Origin of the sequence: Pseudomonas sp. L-22-4S-12 (assembly GCF_009799935.1) — a bacterium.
Classification (GTDB): Bacteria; Pseudomonadota; Gammaproteobacteria; order Pseudomonadales; family Pseudomonadaceae; genus Aquipseudomonas.
Map to the genome: position 1 here is coordinate 190,644 of NZ_WELL01000005.1, position 17,215 is coordinate 207,858.

A 17,215-nucleotide genomic window follows, 5' to 3' on the forward strand; every position below is an offset into this window, starting at 1 on the left:
GATAACGAAGCAGAGGGTCCGGCGCGGCTGGGGTAACGCCGCTTTCGACCCGGCGTTGCCTGTCGAAAAAGCGGGTGGACAAGTAACCCTTTGCACCCTAGGGATATCGGGCTACTTGCTCACCAGCGCTACCGATCGACCAGAAGCCGCCATACATCCGCCGTCTCCTGCGAGTGTTAGGAAACTCTCGGTGGCTAGTGATCGACTTCGACCAGCTGCTGATCAATCTTGGCGCCTGGCATCATTTGTTGAAGCCCACTGATCAGCGCGCTGCCGGCAGCCTGCAATGCCTCAAGTGGCATTTCAGGCAGACTTTCCAGGATGAACCACATCTGCTCGGCAGTCGCATCAAGCCTGGTTCTCACCCCTTGGCGCCAATTCCATCGGCGGCAGGTCACACCAAGATCATCTCGCCAGATCACCTCGCCTTTTTCGGGTGACTCGTTTGCAGGAGCGCCTTCCTTGATCGTGTCAAAAAGCTCTGTGCCATCGGCAATTGTTAGGCGCGGGGCACCGACATAGGCTGCATAGTTTTCCCCACCAACCGGAATCGCAAATTTGATACTGATAGCGTTGTAGAGATCCACGACCGGATCGATGCTGGGCAGGTTGCCATCGCGAGCCACGCGCTTTCGCAGCGCGTCAACAGAACAGGGGGGGCGCTGCGGTTTCGCTCCGAACCGCCTGAAGGTTTCAGCCCACGCAACCAGATGGGGTTCGCCCCATTGCGGCGACCCGGCACAGACAGACTTGCAGGCGTTGCGAAGCTCATCGGCAGCCACCTCTGGATTGGTAATCGGGGCTGCCGCCACCGAGATGCTCAGGGCGCGAAAACCAGGGGCAATTTCAGCAATCCTTGGATCAATAACAGGCAGAACAGGTGACATAAGCGGCTCCCGGGGATTAACGATGGCCAAGATTTCTCATGCTGTAGTTTCCCCAGGCCTCGCCGAGCACTGCGAGCTTCAGGGCCAGATTTTTGCGCTTGGTTTTCAAGTGGGTCGCCTCCGCGGGCAAGAGTTCTGAACGGGGTTCAATCGCTCACAATCTTACTGGCAGGAGGCATAAGGCTTGATGATTTGAGCATATGCATCATTAGCACTTCTAATGATGCAGTACTCTTTCCGCTGTCCATTTCTGGACCAATCTATCCGCTTCCCCCCATCAGCCGAACATAAAAAAACCGCCCGTAAGGGCGGTTTTCCATGTTGGCTTGGCGGGCCGGGTATTCAGCCGCGTTCCAGTTCTTCCTGTTTGGCCAGGAATTCCTCTTGCAGCAGGGCATCGGTGAGCAGCGGCTCGCCCGGGGCTTCGATGCGGCCGGTGGAGACCACCTTGTTTTCCAGGCGACCGGCCAGGTGTTCCAGGGCGTGGCGCATCTTCTCCACGGCGCCGTCTACGGCGATGCCCATTTCCTCGGATTTGTGGGTGACGGATATCGGCTGGTGGCCTTTCGGGCGGGCCTCGATGTGGCAGCGCTTGTCGTCGGCGCCGGCCTTGTGTGCGTTTTCGTCGCTGATATGGACGACCACTCGGGTCAGGAACTCGTCGAAGTGATCGAGTTTGTCCAATACGGCGGAGCTGACCCACTCCTGAAGCCGAGCACTGCCTTCGATCTGGTTAGTGTGCACTTGAACTTGCATAGGGCTTCCTCGTTTTACTGGGTGTTGTTTCGAGGTGGTGCGGCCGCTGAGGTTCAGGCTGGTGCAACGTCTCCCATGGTGATGCCTGCTGCTGCGGGGAAATGCAGCGTAATGATCCGAGCACTTCGCGTGCGCTATCGACTTCGTATCCCCCGGCAGTGCCACACAACATCGAATCAGCTCTGGCTCTTTGGCCAAGGCTGGTTGAATTCAGTCCTTGGCTAAGTCTTACTACAGTCGCGCCGGCCAGGCAAACACTGCGTGCTAATACCCTGGTCGCGACTGTGTCGGCAGATTGCCGCCCCTACTCGCCCGGCCCCGCGTCCCGCAGGTTGGCCAGCACCCGCTCGGCGTTTTCCGTGCACGGCATGCCTTCCGGTTTGCTCTCGATGCCGGCGATGATGCCCAGCAGTTGCGCCTTGTTCTGCGCCAGGCGCTGCTGCATGGCCTCGATCTCGCCGACCTTGCGCTGCAGGCTGGCCAGCAGCTCGTCGTGAGCCCAGTCCTGCTGCTCGCTGCCCGGCAACAGGCGGCGGATCTCCTCCAGGCTGAAACCGGACTGCTGGGCGCAGGCGATGAGGCCGAGGGTCTGCACCGTCTGCTCCGGGTACTCGCGGTAGCCGTTGGCCTGGCGCTGGGCGGCGATCAGCCCGCTGGCCTCGTAGAAGCGGATGCGCGACGGCGCCAGGCCGCTGCGGCTGGCCAGTTCACCGATCTTCATTTTGTCTACTCCGGACTATTGACCTTAAAGTTGACTTTAACCTTAGGCTTGCTCCACCTGCCACCCCGGAGTCCGCCATGACCGCCTTCCAAGCCCTGCAACTGCCCAACGGCACCGTCATCCCCAACCGCATCGCCAAGGCGGCGATGGAAGAGAACCTGGCCGACGCCAGCCAGGGCCCGTCCGCCGAGCTGCTGCGCCTGTACCTGGCCTGGGCCGAAGGAGGTGCCGGGCTGCTGCTGACCGGCAACGTTATGGTCGACCGCCGCGCCATGACCGGCCCCGGCGGCGTGGTGCTGGAAGACGATCGCCAGCTGGACAAGTTCCGCGAGTGGGCACGCATCGGTCGCGCCCAGGGCGCGCAGTTCTGGATGCAGATCAACCACCCCGGCCGGCAGATGCAGGCCAACCTCGGCCAGCAGACCGTGGCGCCGTCGGCCGTGGCCCTGGAGCTGGGCGGCCTGTCGAAGCTGTTTCCAGTGCCCAAGGCGCTCGGCGACGAGGAAATCGGCGCGCTGATCCAGCGTTTCGCCCGCACCGCGCAACTGGCCGAACAGGCCGGCTTCAGCGGCGTGCAGATCCACGCCGCGCACGGCTACCTGCTCAGCCAGTTCCTCTCGCCCATCAGCAACCAGCGCACGGACAGCTGGGGCGGCCCGCTGGAGAACCGCGCGCGCCTGCTGCTGGAAGTGGTCAAGGCGGTGCGCGCCGTGGTGGCGCCTGGCTTCTGCGTGGCGGTCAAGCTCAACTCGGCGGATTTCCAGCGCGGCGGCTTCGACGGCGCCGATGCCAAGCGCGTGGTGCAGATGCTTGGCGAACTGCGGGTAGATCTGGTCGAGCTGTCCGGCGGCAGCTACGAGGCGCCGGCCATGCAGGGCGATGCCCGCGACGGCCGCACCCTGGCGCGCGAAGCCTACTTCCTCGAATTCGCCGGGGAGATCGCCGCGGTGGCCAGGATGCCGCTGATGGTCACCGGCGGCATCCGCCGCCTGCCGGTGGTCGAGCAGGTGCTGGCCAGCGGCGTGGCCATGGCCGGTATCGCCACCGCCCTGGCCATCGAGCCGAACCTGCCGCGCCGCTGGCAGGCCGGCGAGCGGCAGATCAGCGCCGAGCTGGCGCCGATCCGCTGGAAGCACAAGGCCCTGGCCTCGCTGGCCTACATGGCCATGGTGAAGTTCCAGATGCACCGCCTCAGTCGCGGCGGCCGGCCCAAGCCGAACGTGTCGCCGCTGCGCGCACTGCTCGCGGAGCAGCTTAAAACCGCACGGCGCACCCGCCTGTACAAGCGTTTGATGGCTGCCGGCTAACAGGCCGTTGAAAAATGTTGGCGAGGCAGCCGAGACAAGGCGAAAACGGCCGAAAAAGCGCAGTTTACGTGTTGTAAATGAGCATTTTGAGGTCGTTTTCAACGCAGTATCGGCAACGCAGGTAGTTTTTCAACGGCCTGCTAAGCCGGCAGATGCCCGGTCTTGACCCAGATCAGGCAGCCTGCATCGCTGAACGGCGTGTGTTCGGACAGGTGCGGGCTGCGCAGCCAACTGCCGGCCGGGTAGTCGCCGAATTCGTCCTGGAAGGTGCCTTCGAGCACCAGGATTTCCTCGCCACCCCAGTGCCGATGACGGTTGAAGCGCGTGCCCCGCGCCCAGCGCACCAGCGCCACGTGCTCGGTGCCATGCTGATGCAGCGGCAGTACCTGTAGCCCTTGCACCAGCCCCGGTAGCCAGGCGGCCGAGTGGCTGTCGATCACCACCGGCTGCCGATCATCGGCGGCGAACTGCATGAGCTTGACGAAGATAGTGCAGCCTTCCCGGCTGAACGGTGCGTGATGGCTGCCGATCGGGTTGCGCACATAGGTCCCGGCCGGGTAGTCGCCACGCTCGTCGGAGAACACCCCGTCCAGCACCAGAAACTCCTCTCCACCCGGATGCGAGTGTTCGCTGAAGTGCGACCCGGCGGCATAGCGCACGATGGAGGTGGCCCGCGCCAGTTCCTCACCGATGCGGTCGAGCATGATTCGCTCCACCCCAGCCATCGGCGATGGCACCCAGGGGCTGTCGCCGGGGCGGATGAGGGCGCGTTGGCTGAAGTCGGCGTTGATCTGCATGGCCGTTGGATATCTATGGAGGATCTAGAGAGTTGATGCCATTCGAAGCGGTTTGTCACGTCACCAAGGGTGCGTCGAAGCCTTTGTGGGAGCGGATTTATCCGCGATGCCGTTTGCCTCGAAAGCATCGCGGATAAATCCGCTCCCACGAAAAACTTAGGCCTCGTGCTGGCGCTGGCTAAACGCAAAGGGCCCGGCATGCCGGGCCCTTTGGGCTTATTGCGCGACCTGGTAGCGCTGCAGCCAGTGCGCATAAGGCGCCGGCAGGACCCAGGTGGGCCGCTCGACCCCGAGCTGCTGCGCTGCCTGCAACGGCCAGTGCGGGTTGGCCAGGTGGGCACGACCGACCATCACCAGATCCATTTGCCCCTCGACCACCACGCGCTCGGCGTTGGCCGGCGCATCGATGCCCCAGGACGAGGCCACCGGCAGTTCCGCCTCACGGCGGACCCGCTCAGCGATCGGCGCCAGGAAGGCTGGCCCCCATGGAATGCTGGTTTCAGGGATGGTGAAACCGACGCTGACGCTGAGCAGATCCAGGCCACCGCGGCGCATGGCCTTGGCCAGTTCGATGGACTCGGCCAGGGTTTCCTCGTCGCGCCCGTCGTACTCGATCACGCCGAAACGCGCCGTCAGCGGCAAGTTGGCCGGCCACACTTCGCGCACCGCCGCCAGGGTTTCCAGGAGGAAGCGGCTGCGTCCGGCGAAGTCGCCACCGTAGGCATCGTCGCGCCGGTTGGAGTGCGCGCTGAAGAAGCTCTGTGCCAGGTAGCCGTGGGCGAAGTGCAGCTCCAGCCATTCGAAACCGGCATCGCGGGCACGGCGGGCGGCGGCGACGAAGTCGGCCTTGACCCGGGCGATGTCATCCAGGCTCATGGCCTGGGGCACCTTGGGCAGGTGCGCGCCGAAGGCCACGGCCGATGGGGCGATGGTCTGCCAACCGCGCGCATCGCCCTCGGCGATATGGTCGTCGCCTTCCCAGGGACGGTTGGCGCTGGCCTTGCGCCCGGCGTGAGCGATCTGGATGCCGGGCACCGCGCCACCGGCCTTGATCGCCTGGGCGATACGCGCCATGCCCTCGGCCTGCTGGTCATTCCACAGGCCGGTGCAGCCGGGGCTGATGCGCCCTTCCGGGGATACCGCCGTGGCCTCGACTATCACTAGGCCGGCGCCGCCACGGGCCAGGCCGGCGTAATGGTGCAGGTGCCAGTCAGTGGTAACGCCCTCAATGGCGCTGTACTGGCACATGGGCGGTACCGCGATGCGGTTGCGCAGGGTGACATCCTTGAGCTGGAACGGAGAAAACAGAGCAGACATCGTCAATCCTCACGAAAGTGAATCAGAGCGGCGCGAAGCGCCTCAGGAATTGAAAGGAGCCAGGTCGAGGGCAGCGGCGCTGCGCACCTCCACCGGCGCGGCCAGCCAGTCGCCGATCAGCGCGCGGAAGGCCTGGTAGTGGGCGCTGCCACGGTGAGCAGCCACCGCCGCTTCGTCGGCATACAGCTCGAACAGGTCAAAGGTCGCCGCGTCATCGCCACGCACGAACAGGTCGTAGCGCAGGTTGCCGGGCTCACGGCGGCTGGCCTCGACCATCTGGCGCAACGCCTGTTCGAGGGCGGCACGCTGTTCGGGCTGGGCAGTCAGGCTGGCAAACAAGGCAATCGGCATAGCGGGTTCCCCACGGCTGGAATCTGTGGGGCATCTTAGTGACCGAGCCGTGCGGCGATAATTCGAACGTCTTGATGACCAGTATCGATGAATTGAATAGTCCGCACCGGCGGGCAGCGCAGTTCAGTAACCGGTCATCTCCAGATAGCCGCGCCCGCCGACGCTGCCGCGCAGGCGCACCGGGCCTTCCCAGTAAGGGAAGGTGGTGTCCATCCAGGCCTGCGGCTGCAGGGCCTCGACCTCGACATCCACGCCCTGGCCCGCCACCTGCACGCGCCAGCGGGTCGGCAGCCGGCGGCCGTTGTCCAGCTCGGTACTGGCCAGCGGGCTGAGCTGGATCTGCTCGCCGCGCAGCGCGTTGGCGCGGCCGTCTGCGCCGATCCAGGTGCCGGCGCGATAGGGCTGACCCTTACTCTGGCGTACCTGGAACAGCATCAGCTTGGCGCCGCCGTCCAGGTGCAGGGAGAACCAGTCCCAACCCTGCTGCTCGGCGGCCAGCGGCTGGCTGCTCCATTCGCGGTCGAGCCAGGCCTGACCGCTGACCCGGTGGCGCTGGCCGCCCTGCTCGATCATGCCGCTGACCCGGTAGAACGGCTGGCTGTAGTAGTAGGAGGCCTGGCCCTGGCCGGATTTCTCGCTGTAGCCCTGCGCGCCGTGCAGCACCAGCGGGCCGTCGGCGCGCAGTTGCAGGTCGTAGCGAAAGTCCGCGCCGGCGGCCTGCATCTGCAGCTGCTGCAAGCCCTCGCCGCTCGTGCTGTGCAGCGACCAGTCGTCGATCCAGGCATGGAACGGCTGCGCCGCCACCCCGGCCTGGCCGATACCGCCACGGCCCAGGCGCTCGGCGAACTGGTGACCGAACGGCCCGCTCAGGCCGGCATGGCCCAGCCACAGATTGGGGCTGTCCCAGCCGGCCTGCTCGGCGCCCGGGCGCAGCGCCGAGCGGAACAGCGTCCACTGCACGCCCCAGTCGCGACCCTGCTCGTCGGTCAGGTTGGCGGTGACGTACCACCATTCGATGCGATAGCCGTGGTGGGCGCCGTGGTCGGCCGGGAACTGCAGCGCCCGGCCCGGCTCGACCGCGCTGAAGCCGGCGACATCCTGGCCCAGGCCGGCGAAACCGGCGCTCGGCGCTGGCGCCTGGTCGCAACCGCCAAGCAGCACTGCAGCCAGCAGCAATAGCGTTCTAGCGTTCATCGGCGAATTGCCTCAACAAATCGGCCGGCTGGTGGCGCGCCAGTTGCCACAACGGCCCGGCAGCGGCCAGCAGGCTGGTGAGCAGGCCGAGCAGGCCCAGCTGCAGCAACTGGGCAGGAAAGACATGCAGCGGCAGGCGCCAGCCGAAGGCCTGCACGTTGACCACCGCCACCAGGCACCAGGCCAGCAGCAGGCCCAGGGGCATGGCCAGCAGCACGGTGAGGCTGGCCAGCAGCAGCGTCTGCCCCAGGCTCAGCCAGGCCAAGCGCGCCCGCCCCAGGCCCAGGGCCCAGAGCGGCGCCAGCTGGCCCAGGCGACTCTGGCCGAGGGTCAGCAGGCTGATGAACAGCGCCACGCCGGCCACGCCGAGGGTCAGGCTGTTGAGCGCGGCGGTGGCGGCAAAGGTGCGCTCGAACACCCGAGTCGACCAGCGCTTGAGCGAGGCCTGGTCGATCAGCCGGCTGCCATCCAACTCGTAGCGCTGCTCCAGCTCGGACTTGAGCGGCGCGACCCGCGCGGCCGGCAGGCGCAGGCTGAGGTTGTTCAGGCTGGCGTCCGGCCAGTGTCGGCGCAGCCAGCCGGCGTTCACCAGCAGATGGCCCTTGGGGTTGCCGTAGTCGGCATACAGGCCGAGCACCGGCAGGCGCTGTTCGCCGTCCGCCGCCGGCAGCGTCAGCGTATCGCCCAGGCGCAGCTTGAGCCGGCGCGCCAGTTGCTCGCTGAGCAGCACGCCCTGCCCCGCCGCCAGCTGCGTCCAGGCGCCGTCCTGCTGTTCCAGCAGCGGCCAGTGCTGGCGGTAGCTGGGGTGATCGACGATGCCCTGCAGCTGCGTCGGCCAGCCCTGCAGGCGCAGGTCAACGCGCCAGTTCGGCAGGATCGTGATGCCTGGCTGTACCTCGAGCCAGGTACTGATCTGCTCAGCCTGCTCGGTGTCGCGCGGCGCCAGGTACAGCTCGGCGGACAGGCGCTGGTCGAGCCAGCCGGTAAAGGTCTGGCGAAAACCCTCGGTCATGCTGCCCACCCCGACGCTGGCCGCCAGGGCCAGCAGCAGGGCCATCAGCGCCAGGGCCAGGGCCGGCAGCTGCTGGCGACTGTCGGCGACGAACCATTCACTCAACGGTCCGCGACAACGCCGGGCGAGCAGCGCCAGGGCACCATCCAGCAAGGCCGGCAACAGCAGCGCCGCGGCCAGGAGCAAGGCGGCGAGCAGGGCGAAGGCCGTCAGCAGGCTGTCGCCGAAACGCCAGCAGGCCAGCGCCAACAGCAGCAGCCCGGCCGCCAGCCAGGCCTGACGCCGCAGCCACAGACCCTGGGCCAGGCGCCAGGCCTGCGGCTGGGCCAGCGCCAGCAACGGCAGGTTGGCCGCACGCAGCAGGCTGCTGGCGCCGGCGAGCAAGGCACCCAGCAAACTGATGGCCAGCCCGACCAGCCACCACTGCGGCGCCAGGCTCAGCTGGCCGGCCACTTCGGCGCCATACAGGCCGCGCAGGCTGGCGGCGACATCGGCCAGCAACAGGCTGGCCAACGCATAACCGCTGGCCACCCCGGCCAGGCCGCTGAGCAGGGCGAACAGGCCCAGCTCGATGGCCAGCGCGCCGAGCAGCCCGCCCAGGCTAACGCCGCAGGCGCGCAGGGTGCGCAGCAGGCCGCGGCGCTGCTCCAGGGCCAGACCGATGGCGGCATGCACGATAAACAGGCCGACGATAAAGGCCAGCAGACCGAGGGCCGTGAGGTTGAGGTGGAAGCTCTGGGTGAGGCGCTGCAGGTCATCGCCATCGGCGGCCGGTTGCAGCTTCAGCACGGCCTGCAGCTCGCCCGGTAGCGCGCGGGTGGCGAAATCCGCCGGCAGCAGCAGGCGCGACAGCTGCTCCGGCGCCTGCAACAGGCGCTGGGCCTGGCCGATATCGACCACGATCACCCCGGGTGCCAGTTGTTCCTGCACCTGCAGCGGCGGCAGGCGCTGACCATCGACCGTGAGCGCCTGCTCGCCAGCCTGCAGGCCGAGGCGTTGCAGGGTGTCGGCGGCAATCCAGGCCTGCCCCGGACTGCCGAGGAAGCCGGCGATATCCAGGTCATCGGCGGGACGCCCGGCCACCTCGCTGCCGTGCGGCAGGCTCAGCGGCTCGATGCCGAGCAGTTGCACGCTCAGCGGCTCCTCGCCGGCGAAACGCAGGCGCCCTTCCAGCAGCGGCGACACCGGCCAGCCGCTGCGGCGCAGCTGCACATAGGCGGCCTGGGCGAAACGCGGACCCTGGCGCGCCACCAGTTGCGCCTGTGCCGGGCCGGCCAGCACGGCGCTGGCGCGAGCATAGTCGGCACGCGCCTGGCTGTTCAGCGCCTGCACCCCGGTCCACAGCGCGGTGGCCAGCCACAGACCGGTGAGGATGCTGAAGAACTGCAGCGGATGGCGCCGCCAGTGGCTGAGCAGCGCCTGCAGGCTGATGCGCAGCAGGCCCATCAGGCCTGCACCGCCGCGACCCGCCCCAGGTGCAGGTACAGGCTGTGTTCCAGGCGGGCGGCCAGACGGGCGCTGTGGGTGACCATCAGCAGGCTGCTGCCGGCCTCGCCGACCAGTTGCAGGAGCAGGTCGAGCACCGCCTCGCTGCTCGCCTCGTCCAGGCTGCCGGTGGGTTCGTCGGCCAGCACCAGCGACGGGCGGGAGGCCAGGGCCCGGCCGATGGCCACCCGTTGCTGTTGGCCACCGGAGAGCTGTTCCGGATAGCGCTGCAGCAAGGGACTCAGGCCCAGGCGCTCGGCCAGGTAGGCGACCCAGGCCGGATCATGACGGCCGGCCAGGCGCGCCTGGAACGCCAGGTTGGCCGCCACGCCGAGGCTGCTGATCAGGTTGTACTGCTGGAACACCAGGCCGACGCCTTCGCGGCGCCAGCGTGCCAGCTCGGCCTCGCGGCGGCCGTCCAGCGGCACACCGTCGATCAGGATGCGCCCGCTGTCGGGCCGTTCCAGGCCGGCCACCAGGTGCAGCAACGTACTCTTGCCGCTGCCGGACTCGCCCATCAGCGCCAAGCTGCTGCCACCGGGCAACTGCAGATCGACCCCACGCAGCACCGCCAGGTTGCCCTGGGCGGTGGCGAACGACTTGTGCAGGTTCTCGACGATCAGCATCGGCAGCAATGCCTCCTAGCGATATAGCCTCAATCCCCTACACAGCGTAGGAGCGGCTTGAGCCGCGAACCAGGCGTGCAGGCACCGGAGAGCCCGTGCCGGGCCGACGACCTGGCGTCCGCCCAGACCGACCCATGATCGGACTTTGCGCCGCCATAGACCAGCAGCATGCCGGCTGCCGTGCGAGGATCGACCAAGGCCACGCGGCAATTGGTTATGATGGCGACCTTGTCAGGGCGGACCAGCGCCGCCCGTTTCACTCTGCACCTGCCCCTCACAAGGACGACATCATGACCGGCACATTTGCCCGTACCGCCCTCCTCGGCCTCGGCCTGGCCCTGCTCGCCGCCTGCGCCGGCAACCCGGACAAGCCCCGCGAACCCGCTGTCGCCAAGGTGACCGCGAACAGCGAACCGAGCGCCGACTTCGACAGCCGCTGCGATGCCGACCCGATCCACGACCTGATCGGCAAGACCCTCGACAACCAGCTGGCCACCGAAGCCCGCGACCAGGCCGACGCCCGCTTCCTGCGCATCACCCGGCCGAACCAGCCGGTGACCATGGACTACAACCCGCAGCGCCTGAACATCGACATCGACAATGCCGGCGTGATCCTCCAGGTCAGCTGCGGCTAAGCCGCCACCTGCGCCACGTGTGCGCCGGGTTGAAGATCGCCTCGGTCATCTTCGACACTCCTGGCAGGCCCGACCACGCGCGGTCGGAGCGGCTGATCGGTAGCGGCGCGCAGTAGGGCGCGGCGCCAGGCTGAAGCCAACGCCCCAAGGCATCCCGGGCGTTACTCGATACGGCGGGCTTCCTGCCTGATCCGACTCGGTCGACGCCATGGCGCAGCGGCCTGGCCAGCCCGCCCGCCGCGCCTCGGGCGCCGCCGGGGCGGGCAATTTCTTCACCGCGGGGCGCTTCCAAGCCGCGCATATGCCGTTATGATCCTCGGCGAGACTGACCAATGATTTGCCCAGAAAGGGCCGCTGGTGAACGGCGCGTATAGCCGCGCCCGACCGCGACCCGCCACAACAACAAGACGCAGAGCACAGGGCAAGAGGGACACGAGTGAAGGAGTTGCTGATAGCGGCGCTATTGCTGTTGCACGCCGGCTTCGCCACGGCCCGCGACTGGCAGGTCTACACCCACAGCCTGGGCGAACAGGCCTACTTCGCCGACGGCAACCTGCACGGCAAGGAACATGCGGGCAAGCGCGCCTTCTACCTGGAACTGGTGCACCGCCTGCTGGCCGAACTGGGCCAGCCTGCGCCGATCAGCGAGGTGCCCCTGGCCCGCGGCCTGGTGCTGATGGAAAAGCAGCCGTACGTGGTGCTGTTCAACCTCAGCCGCACGCCGGAGCGCATCGACCTGGCGCACTGGATCGGGCCGACCCTGCAGGAAACCGACTACCTCTACGAAAGCCGCCGCGCGCCCACCGGCATCCACAGCCTGGCCGAGGCCCGCGACCTGCCGGTGTGCATCCTCAACGGCAGCGCCCACGATGAACTGCTGACCAGGCAGGGCTTCCGCCAGCTCAAGCGCCACACCTCCTACGCCGGCTGTTTCCGCATGCTGGCCGCCGGCCGGGTGAAGCTGGTGGCCTCGGCCGACGCCGGCCTGGCGCAGAAACTGCAAGAGGCCGCGGTCGCCCGCGAGGAGATCCAGGCCAGCGCGGTCAGCCTCGGCCACGACCAGGGCTATATCGCCCTGTCGAAAAGCACTCCGGCGAGCGAGGTGACGCGCTGGCAAGCGGCCCTCGACAAGGTCCGCGGCAACGGCCAGTACCAGGCCCTGTACCGGCGCTACGCGCAATAGTCAGCCGATCATGGCCAGTCCAGCTTTAGCCGGCTGTCGAAGGCGCGCTCGACGCCGCTGAGCGGGTCGACGAAGCCCAGGGCCTGGGCCAGCAGCTTGAGCGGGCGGCTGTAGTCGTCCGGCGCATCCCGCGCATCGAGCAGTTCGGGATAGAAGCTGTCGTTGCAGATGCCCGCCCCCAGCGCGGCCATATGCACGCGCAGCTGGTGCTTCTTGCCGGTCACCGGGAACAGGCGGTAGCGCCACAGCTCGCCATTGCGCTCGATGACTTCGATGCGGGTCTCGGTGTTGGCTTCGCCCGCGCCTTCCTGCATGCGGAAGAACGGCTCGCTGGCGACCAGGCGGGTGGCCCGTTGCAGGGGGAACTGCAGGCCTGGCAAGGCTGGGGCGATGGCCTCGTAGCGCTTGTCGATGCGCCGCTCGCGGAACAGCGCCTGGTAGGCGCCGCGGCTCTGCGGGTTGGCGGAGAACAGCACCAGCCCGGCGGTGTGCCGGTCGATGCGGTGCAGCGGCACCAGGTGCGGATTGCCCAGGCGCCGGGTCAGGCGCGCCTGCAGGGTTTCCTCGACGTATTCGCCGGCCGGCATCACCGAGAGAAAATGCGGCTTGTCCGCCACCACCAGGTGTTCGTCGACATGCAGCACGGCTTCCTCGAAGGGGATCCGCGTTTCCGCCAGCACTTCGCGGTAGTACTGCACGCGCAGGCCTTCGCGATAGGGATGCTCGGGGCCGATCGGCTGGTTGTCGGCATCCAGCACGCGGCCACGGGCCATGCGGTCGAGCCAGGTGGCGCGGCTGATCGCCGGAAAATGTCCGCACAGGCAGTCGAGCACGGTCGGCCAGTGGCCGGCCGGCAGGTGCAGGATGCTCGGACGAATGCTGGGGGCAGTGGCGGGCATGGACGGCTCGGCTGACAACTCGACGGCCGCGCATTATTCCCCAGGCGCGCGGAAAATGCCCGGCCGCCCGTCATCCGTTACAGTCAGGGCGGCAAACGCCACGCGACTGTGACTACAGCCGCCGCGCCACTTGGCGCAGCATGGCCTGACCTGCACACACCGGGAGCCCTGCACGGATGAAAACCATCGGCCTGATCGGCGGCATGAGCTGGGAGTCGACCATTCCCTACTACCGCCACCTCAATGAGGCGGTGAAGGCGCGCTTGGGCGGCTTGCATTCGGCCAAGCTGGTGCTACTGAGCGTCGACTTCCACGAGATCGAGCGCCTGCAGCAGAGTGGCGACTGGGACCAGGCCGGGCGCCTACTGGCGGATGCGGCGCAGGCCCTGGAGCGCGCCGGTGCCGAGCTGCTGGTGCTGTGTACCAACACCATGCACAAGGTGGCACCGGCCATTGAGCAGGCGGTGGGCATTCCCCTGCTGCATATCGCCGACCCGACCGCGGCGGCGATCAAGGCCGCCGGGCTGAGCAGGGTCGGCCTGCTCGGCACCCGCTTCACCATGGAGCAGGCCTTCTACCGCGAGCGCCTGGAACAGCGCCACGGCATCCACGTGCTGATTCCGGACGAGGCGCAACGCCAGGACGTGCACCGGATCATCTACGAGGAACTGTGCCTGGGCCAGGTGCGCGAAGAGTCGCGGCAGATCTACCGCCGCATCATCGCCGGCCTGGTGGCGCAGGGCGCGCAGGCGGTGATCCTCGGCTGCACCGAGACCGGCCTGCTGGTCGGCGCCAAGGACGCCAGCGTGCCCCTGTTCGACACCACCGCCCTGCATGCCCGGCAGGCGGCCGAATGGGCGCTGGCCGGGCACCCGGCAGGCGCGGACTAGCCGATCGGCTGGGCCACGCTTTCGTCGTACAGCAGGACCCGGTCACGCCCGGCGGCCTTGGCCGCATAGAGCGCCTGGTCGGCAGGCTGCACCAGCTGCTGCGGACGATCCCCCGGCTGCGGCAACAGCACATGCACCCCGGCGCTCAGGCTCACCCGCAACCAGGGGCAGCCGGCATGCACTATGGCTTGCGCCTCGACCGTCGCGCGCACCTGCTCGGCCACCTGCAAGGCGCCCTGGGCGTCGGTTTCCGGCAGCAGCAGGCAGAACTCCTCGCCGCCGTAGCGCGCCGCCAGATCGGCCGGGCGCTTCTGCCCGCCGCGGATGGCCTTGGCCACCGCGCGCAGGCACTCGTCGCCGGCCGAGTGGCCGTAGATATCGTTGTACTGCTTGAAGTAGTCGACATCGAACAGCACCAGCGCCAGCGGCCGCTGGTAGCGGGCGGCGCGGGCGATCTCGTCCTCCAGGGCACGCATCAGGCGCCGGCGGTTGGCCAGGTGGGTCAGTTCATCCTCCAGCGCCTGCTTCTCCAGGCGCAGGTTGAAGGAGCGCAGGGCATCGCGGGTGGCACGCAGCTCGACCTCGGCCGTCTGCCCGCGCTTGATCAGGCGGATCAGGTAGAAGCCGAGCAGCCAGATCAGGCTGACCAGCACGCCGAGCACCATGAGCTGGCGAGCGGTATCGGCATGCCAGTCGGCCAGGATGTCCTCCTTGGCCAGGCCGGCGATGACCACCAGCGGGTAGCCCTGGATCTGCCGGTAGCTGAACAGGCGCTCGACCCCGTCGAGTATCGAGGCATGCATCGCGCTGCCCACCGGGCGTTGCGGCAACAGGCTCTTGAAGATCCGCCCGTTGCTGATGTTCGAACCTATGGTCGACTCGAGGAAGGGGTTGCGCACCAGCACGGTACCGTCGTTCAGCGCCAGGCTGATGGTGCCGTGGTCGCGGATATCGAAGGTGCCGTAGAACTGCTGGAAATAGCCGATGGACAGGGTCGCCAGGGCCACCCCGGCAAAGTTGCCCTGAGCATCCTCCAGGCGGCGCGACAGCGGAATGACCCACTCGTTGGTGGTGCGGCTGCGGATCGGCGGGCCGACATGGGGGTCGTGGTCGTCCGGATGCTCGCGGTGGAAGATGAAGTATTCGCGATCGGCATTGTTGGCGCCGGGCGGAATCGCGCCGAAGGAAGTCACCAGCCAGTTGCCGTCGCGGTCATAGGCGAACAGGCCATGCAGCTCGGCCTGCTCGTAGACATGCTGGCGCATCAGGCCATTGAGGCGCTGCAGCTGGGGTTCGGCGGTACCGTCGACCTGCAGGCGCTCGACCAGGTCGAGCAGCACGGTATCGGCCTTCTTCAGGGTATCGGCGGCCTGCCGCGCCAGCGCCGAGGCCAGGTTGGAGGTCTCCACCTGCGCCTCGCGCAACTGCACGCCCCGGGCCTTCCAGATCAGCCAGGCATCAGTGGCCAGCAGCGCCAGGCAGACCAGCACCACAAAGACCCGCGCCAACGGCAGCACGGCCGGTTCGAGCAGCCAGCGACGCCATACTGGCACCGCCTTGCGCTTGACTGTCATCGCTGGCTACCCGCTCCTGAGCAAAAACCCTACTGCCTGAATAGAAGAAAGGTGCCCCCCGGTCAATAAGACTGACGGACCAGGTGCACCAGCAGGCCGAGCGCGGCACTGGCCAGCAGCACCTCGATCACCCCGCGCTTGAACCCCAGCAGCGCCACCCCCGCCGCCACGGCGAGCAGCGCCGAGGGCCAGTCGAAGGCACCGGCGAAACCCGCAGGCCAGAGCACGTGGTAGGCAAAGAACAGCGCCAGGTTGAGGATCACCCCGACCACCGCCGCGGTGATGGCGGTCAGCGGCGCGGTGAAACGCAGCTCGTTGTGGGTCGCCTCGACCAGCGGCCCGCCGATCAGGATGAACAGGAAGGACGGCAGGAAGGTGAACCAGGTCACCAGGCTGGCCGCCACGGCGCCGCTGAGGAAGGCCGAGTCGCCGCCGAACACCGGCTGCAGGTAGGCGCCGACGAAACCGACGAAGGCCACCACCATGATCAGCGGCCCCGGCGTGGTCTCGCCCAGGGCCAGGCCATCGATCATCTGCGTCGGGGTCAGCCAGCCGTAGTGGCCGACCGCACCCTGGTAGACGTAGGGCAACACCGCATAGGCGCCGCCGAAAGTCAGCAGCGCCGCCTTGGTGAAGAACCAGGCCATCTGCGTCAGGGTACCGTCCCAGCCGTACAGGGCCGTCAGCAGGCCCATCGGCAGCAGCCACAGGGCCGCACCGAGCAACAGCAAGGCGAGCAGGCGCGACCAGCGAAAGCGCACATGGGCGGGCACTGGCGTGTCGTCATCGATCAGCGCCGGGCCGAACGACGAGGCCGCGGCGGCATGCCCGCCGCCGACGGTAAAGTGCTGCGGCGCCAGGCGCCCGCCGAGGAAGCCGAGCGCGGCGGCGCCCAGCACGATCAGCGGGAACGGCAGGTTGAGGGCGAAGATGGCGACGAAGGACGCCGCGGCGATGCCCCACAGCCAGTTATTTTTCAGCGCCCGCGAACCGATGCGATGGGCCGCCTGCACCACGATGGCGGTCACCGCCGGCTTGATGCCATAGAAGATCCCGGCCACCAGCGGCACGTCGCCGAAGGCGATATACAGCCAGGACAGGGCGATCAGGATGAACAGCGAGGGCAGCACGAACAGCGCCCCGGCGATCACTCCGCCCCAGCTGCGGTGCAGCAGCCAGCCGATATAGGTGGCCAGTTGCTGGGCTTCCGGGCCGGGCAGCAACATGCAGTAGTTGAGGGCATGCAGGAAACGCCGCTCGGAAATCCAGCGGCGGCGCTCGACCAGCTCCTGGTGCATGATCGAAATCTGCCCGGCCGGCCCACCGAAGCTGATGAAGCCGAGCTTGAGCCAGAACCACAGGGCCTGCAGCAGGCTCACACTGGCCGGCTTGTCCGTTGTCTCGGTCACTGTTCGCGCCTCCCCCATCACCTTTGCCCCCATCCGCCCCAGTTGCCATGCATGGTGGCGAATGGTCGCACAAAGCCGTGACAGCCGCTCGACGCGGCAGGCGCAGACGGCAAAATGGCATGTTCGGCAGGGACGCCGACGCCGCGGCTGCATACACTATGGGTCTGCTTTT

At 67.6% G+C, this 17,215-nt stretch carries 16 protein-coding genes; 4 read left to right on the plus strand and 12 right to left on the minus strand.

Going from position 1 to position 17,215, the window contains the following annotated elements; translation table 11 throughout:
• Positions 1-194: 194 nt before the first annotated feature.
• The 3 genes from F3I16_RS14000 to F3I16_RS14010 all read right to left on the minus strand — a co-directional run bounded on the left by F3I16_RS14000 (position 195) and on the right by F3I16_RS14010 (position 2,364).
• Positions 195-887 carry a B3/4 domain-containing protein gene (locus F3I16_RS14000; RefSeq protein WP_160494190.1) on the minus strand — a complete coding sequence of 231 codons (693 nt, stop codon included), beginning with the start codon at positions 885-887 and terminating at the stop codon, positions 195-197.
• 342 nt (positions 888-1,229) lie between these two features.
• Entirely contained in the window at positions 1,230-1,643 is a 414-nt protein-coding gene (locus F3I16_RS14005; protein ID WP_160494191.1) for an HPF/RaiA family ribosome-associated protein, read from the minus strand.
• A gap of 304 nt (positions 1,644-1,947) precedes the next feature.
• Positions 1,948-2,364 carry a MerR family transcriptional regulator gene (locus tag F3I16_RS14010; RefSeq protein ID WP_160494192.1) on the minus strand — a complete coding sequence of 139 codons (417 nt, stop codon included), beginning with the start codon at positions 2,362-2,364 and terminating at the stop codon, positions 1,948-1,950.
• A gap of 77 nt (positions 2,365-2,441) precedes the next feature.
• On the opposite strand from F3I16_RS14010, the gene F3I16_RS14015 reads away from it, so the two are divergent.
• Entirely contained in the window at positions 2,442-3,671 is a 1,230-nt protein-coding gene (locus tag F3I16_RS14015) for an NADH:flavin oxidoreductase/NADH oxidase family protein (protein WP_160494193.1), read from the plus strand.
• 140 nt (positions 3,672-3,811) lie between these two features.
• On the opposite strand, the gene F3I16_RS14020 is transcribed toward F3I16_RS14015, so the two are convergent.
• From F3I16_RS14020 to F3I16_RS14045, 6 genes are all read right to left on the minus strand, one after another.
• Positions 3,812-4,468 (minus strand): cupin domain-containing protein, encoded by a 657-nt coding sequence (locus tag F3I16_RS14020; RefSeq protein ID WP_160494194.1) that lies wholly within the window; start codon positions 4,466-4,468, stop codon positions 3,812-3,814.
• Positions 4,469-4,684: 216 nt separating this feature from the next.
• The gene (locus tag F3I16_RS14025) at positions 4,685-5,785 is read right to left on the minus strand and encodes an NADH:flavin oxidoreductase/NADH oxidase (protein WP_160494195.1); all 1,101 of its coding nucleotides are present in this window, start codon (positions 5,783-5,785) and stop codon (positions 4,685-4,687) included.
• A gap of 42 nt (positions 5,786-5,827) precedes the next feature.
• Complete coding sequence (locus F3I16_RS14030) at positions 5,828-6,136, minus strand: putative quinol monooxygenase (RefSeq protein ID WP_160494196.1); 309 nt, start codon at positions 6,134-6,136, stop codon at positions 5,828-5,830.
• 123 nt (positions 6,137-6,259) lie between these two features.
• Positions 6,260-7,330 (minus strand): lipocalin-like domain-containing protein, encoded by a 1,071-nt coding sequence (locus tag F3I16_RS14035; RefSeq protein ID WP_160494197.1) that lies wholly within the window; start codon positions 7,328-7,330, stop codon positions 6,260-6,262.
• Positions 7,320-9,788, minus strand: coding sequence for an FtsX-like permease family protein (locus tag F3I16_RS14040; protein WP_160494198.1), 2,469 nt, complete (start codon positions 9,786-9,788; stop codon positions 7,320-7,322). Before F3I16_RS14040 ends, F3I16_RS14035 begins: the two co-directional genes overlap by 11 nt.
• Positions 9,788-10,453, minus strand: coding sequence for an ABC transporter ATP-binding protein (locus F3I16_RS14045; RefSeq protein WP_160494199.1), 666 nt, complete (start codon positions 10,451-10,453; stop codon positions 9,788-9,790). Before F3I16_RS14045 ends, F3I16_RS14040 begins: the two co-directional genes overlap by 1 nt.
• A gap of 290 nt (positions 10,454-10,743) precedes the next feature.
• Here F3I16_RS14045 and F3I16_RS14050 point away from each other — a divergent pair, with 290 nt between their 5' ends.
• Positions 10,744-11,088 carry an I78 family peptidase inhibitor gene (locus F3I16_RS14050; protein ID WP_160494200.1) on the plus strand — a complete coding sequence of 115 codons (345 nt, stop codon included), beginning with the start codon at positions 10,744-10,746 and terminating at the stop codon, positions 11,086-11,088.
• Between the two features lie 436 nt (positions 11,089-11,524).
• The gene (locus F3I16_RS14055; protein ID WP_160494201.1) at positions 11,525-12,271 is read left to right on the plus strand and encodes a transporter substrate-binding domain-containing protein; all 747 of its coding nucleotides are present in this window, start codon (positions 11,525-11,527) and stop codon (positions 12,269-12,271) included.
• Positions 12,272-12,279: 8 nt separating this feature from the next.
• Here F3I16_RS14055 and F3I16_RS14060 read toward each other — a convergent pair whose 3' ends face one another.
• A complete protein-coding gene (locus tag F3I16_RS14060; protein WP_160494202.1) occupies positions 12,280-13,170 on the minus strand; it encodes an RluA family pseudouridine synthase in 891 nt (296 codons plus the stop codon).
• A 176-nt stretch (positions 13,171-13,346) separates the two neighbouring features.
• Here F3I16_RS14060 and F3I16_RS14065 point away from each other — a divergent pair, with 176 nt between their 5' ends.
• Entirely contained in the window at positions 13,347-14,060 is a 714-nt protein-coding gene (locus F3I16_RS14065; protein ID WP_160494203.1) for an aspartate/glutamate racemase family protein, read from the plus strand.
• On the opposite strand, the gene F3I16_RS14070 is transcribed toward F3I16_RS14065, so the two are convergent.
• Together F3I16_RS14070 and chrA are read right to left on the minus strand one after the other, a co-directional pair.
• Positions 14,057-15,634 (minus strand): sensor domain-containing diguanylate cyclase, encoded by a 1,578-nt coding sequence (locus tag F3I16_RS14070; protein WP_160494204.1) that lies wholly within the window; start codon positions 15,632-15,634, stop codon positions 14,057-14,059. The two genes, F3I16_RS14065 and F3I16_RS14070, sit on opposite strands and share 4 nt — an antisense overlap.
• Before the next feature lie 62 nt (positions 15,635-15,696).
• A complete protein-coding gene (chrA, locus tag F3I16_RS14075) occupies positions 15,697-17,061 on the minus strand; it encodes a chromate efflux transporter (RefSeq protein WP_160494205.1) in 1,365 nt (454 codons plus the stop codon).
• Positions 17,062-17,215 lie beyond the last annotated feature (154 nt).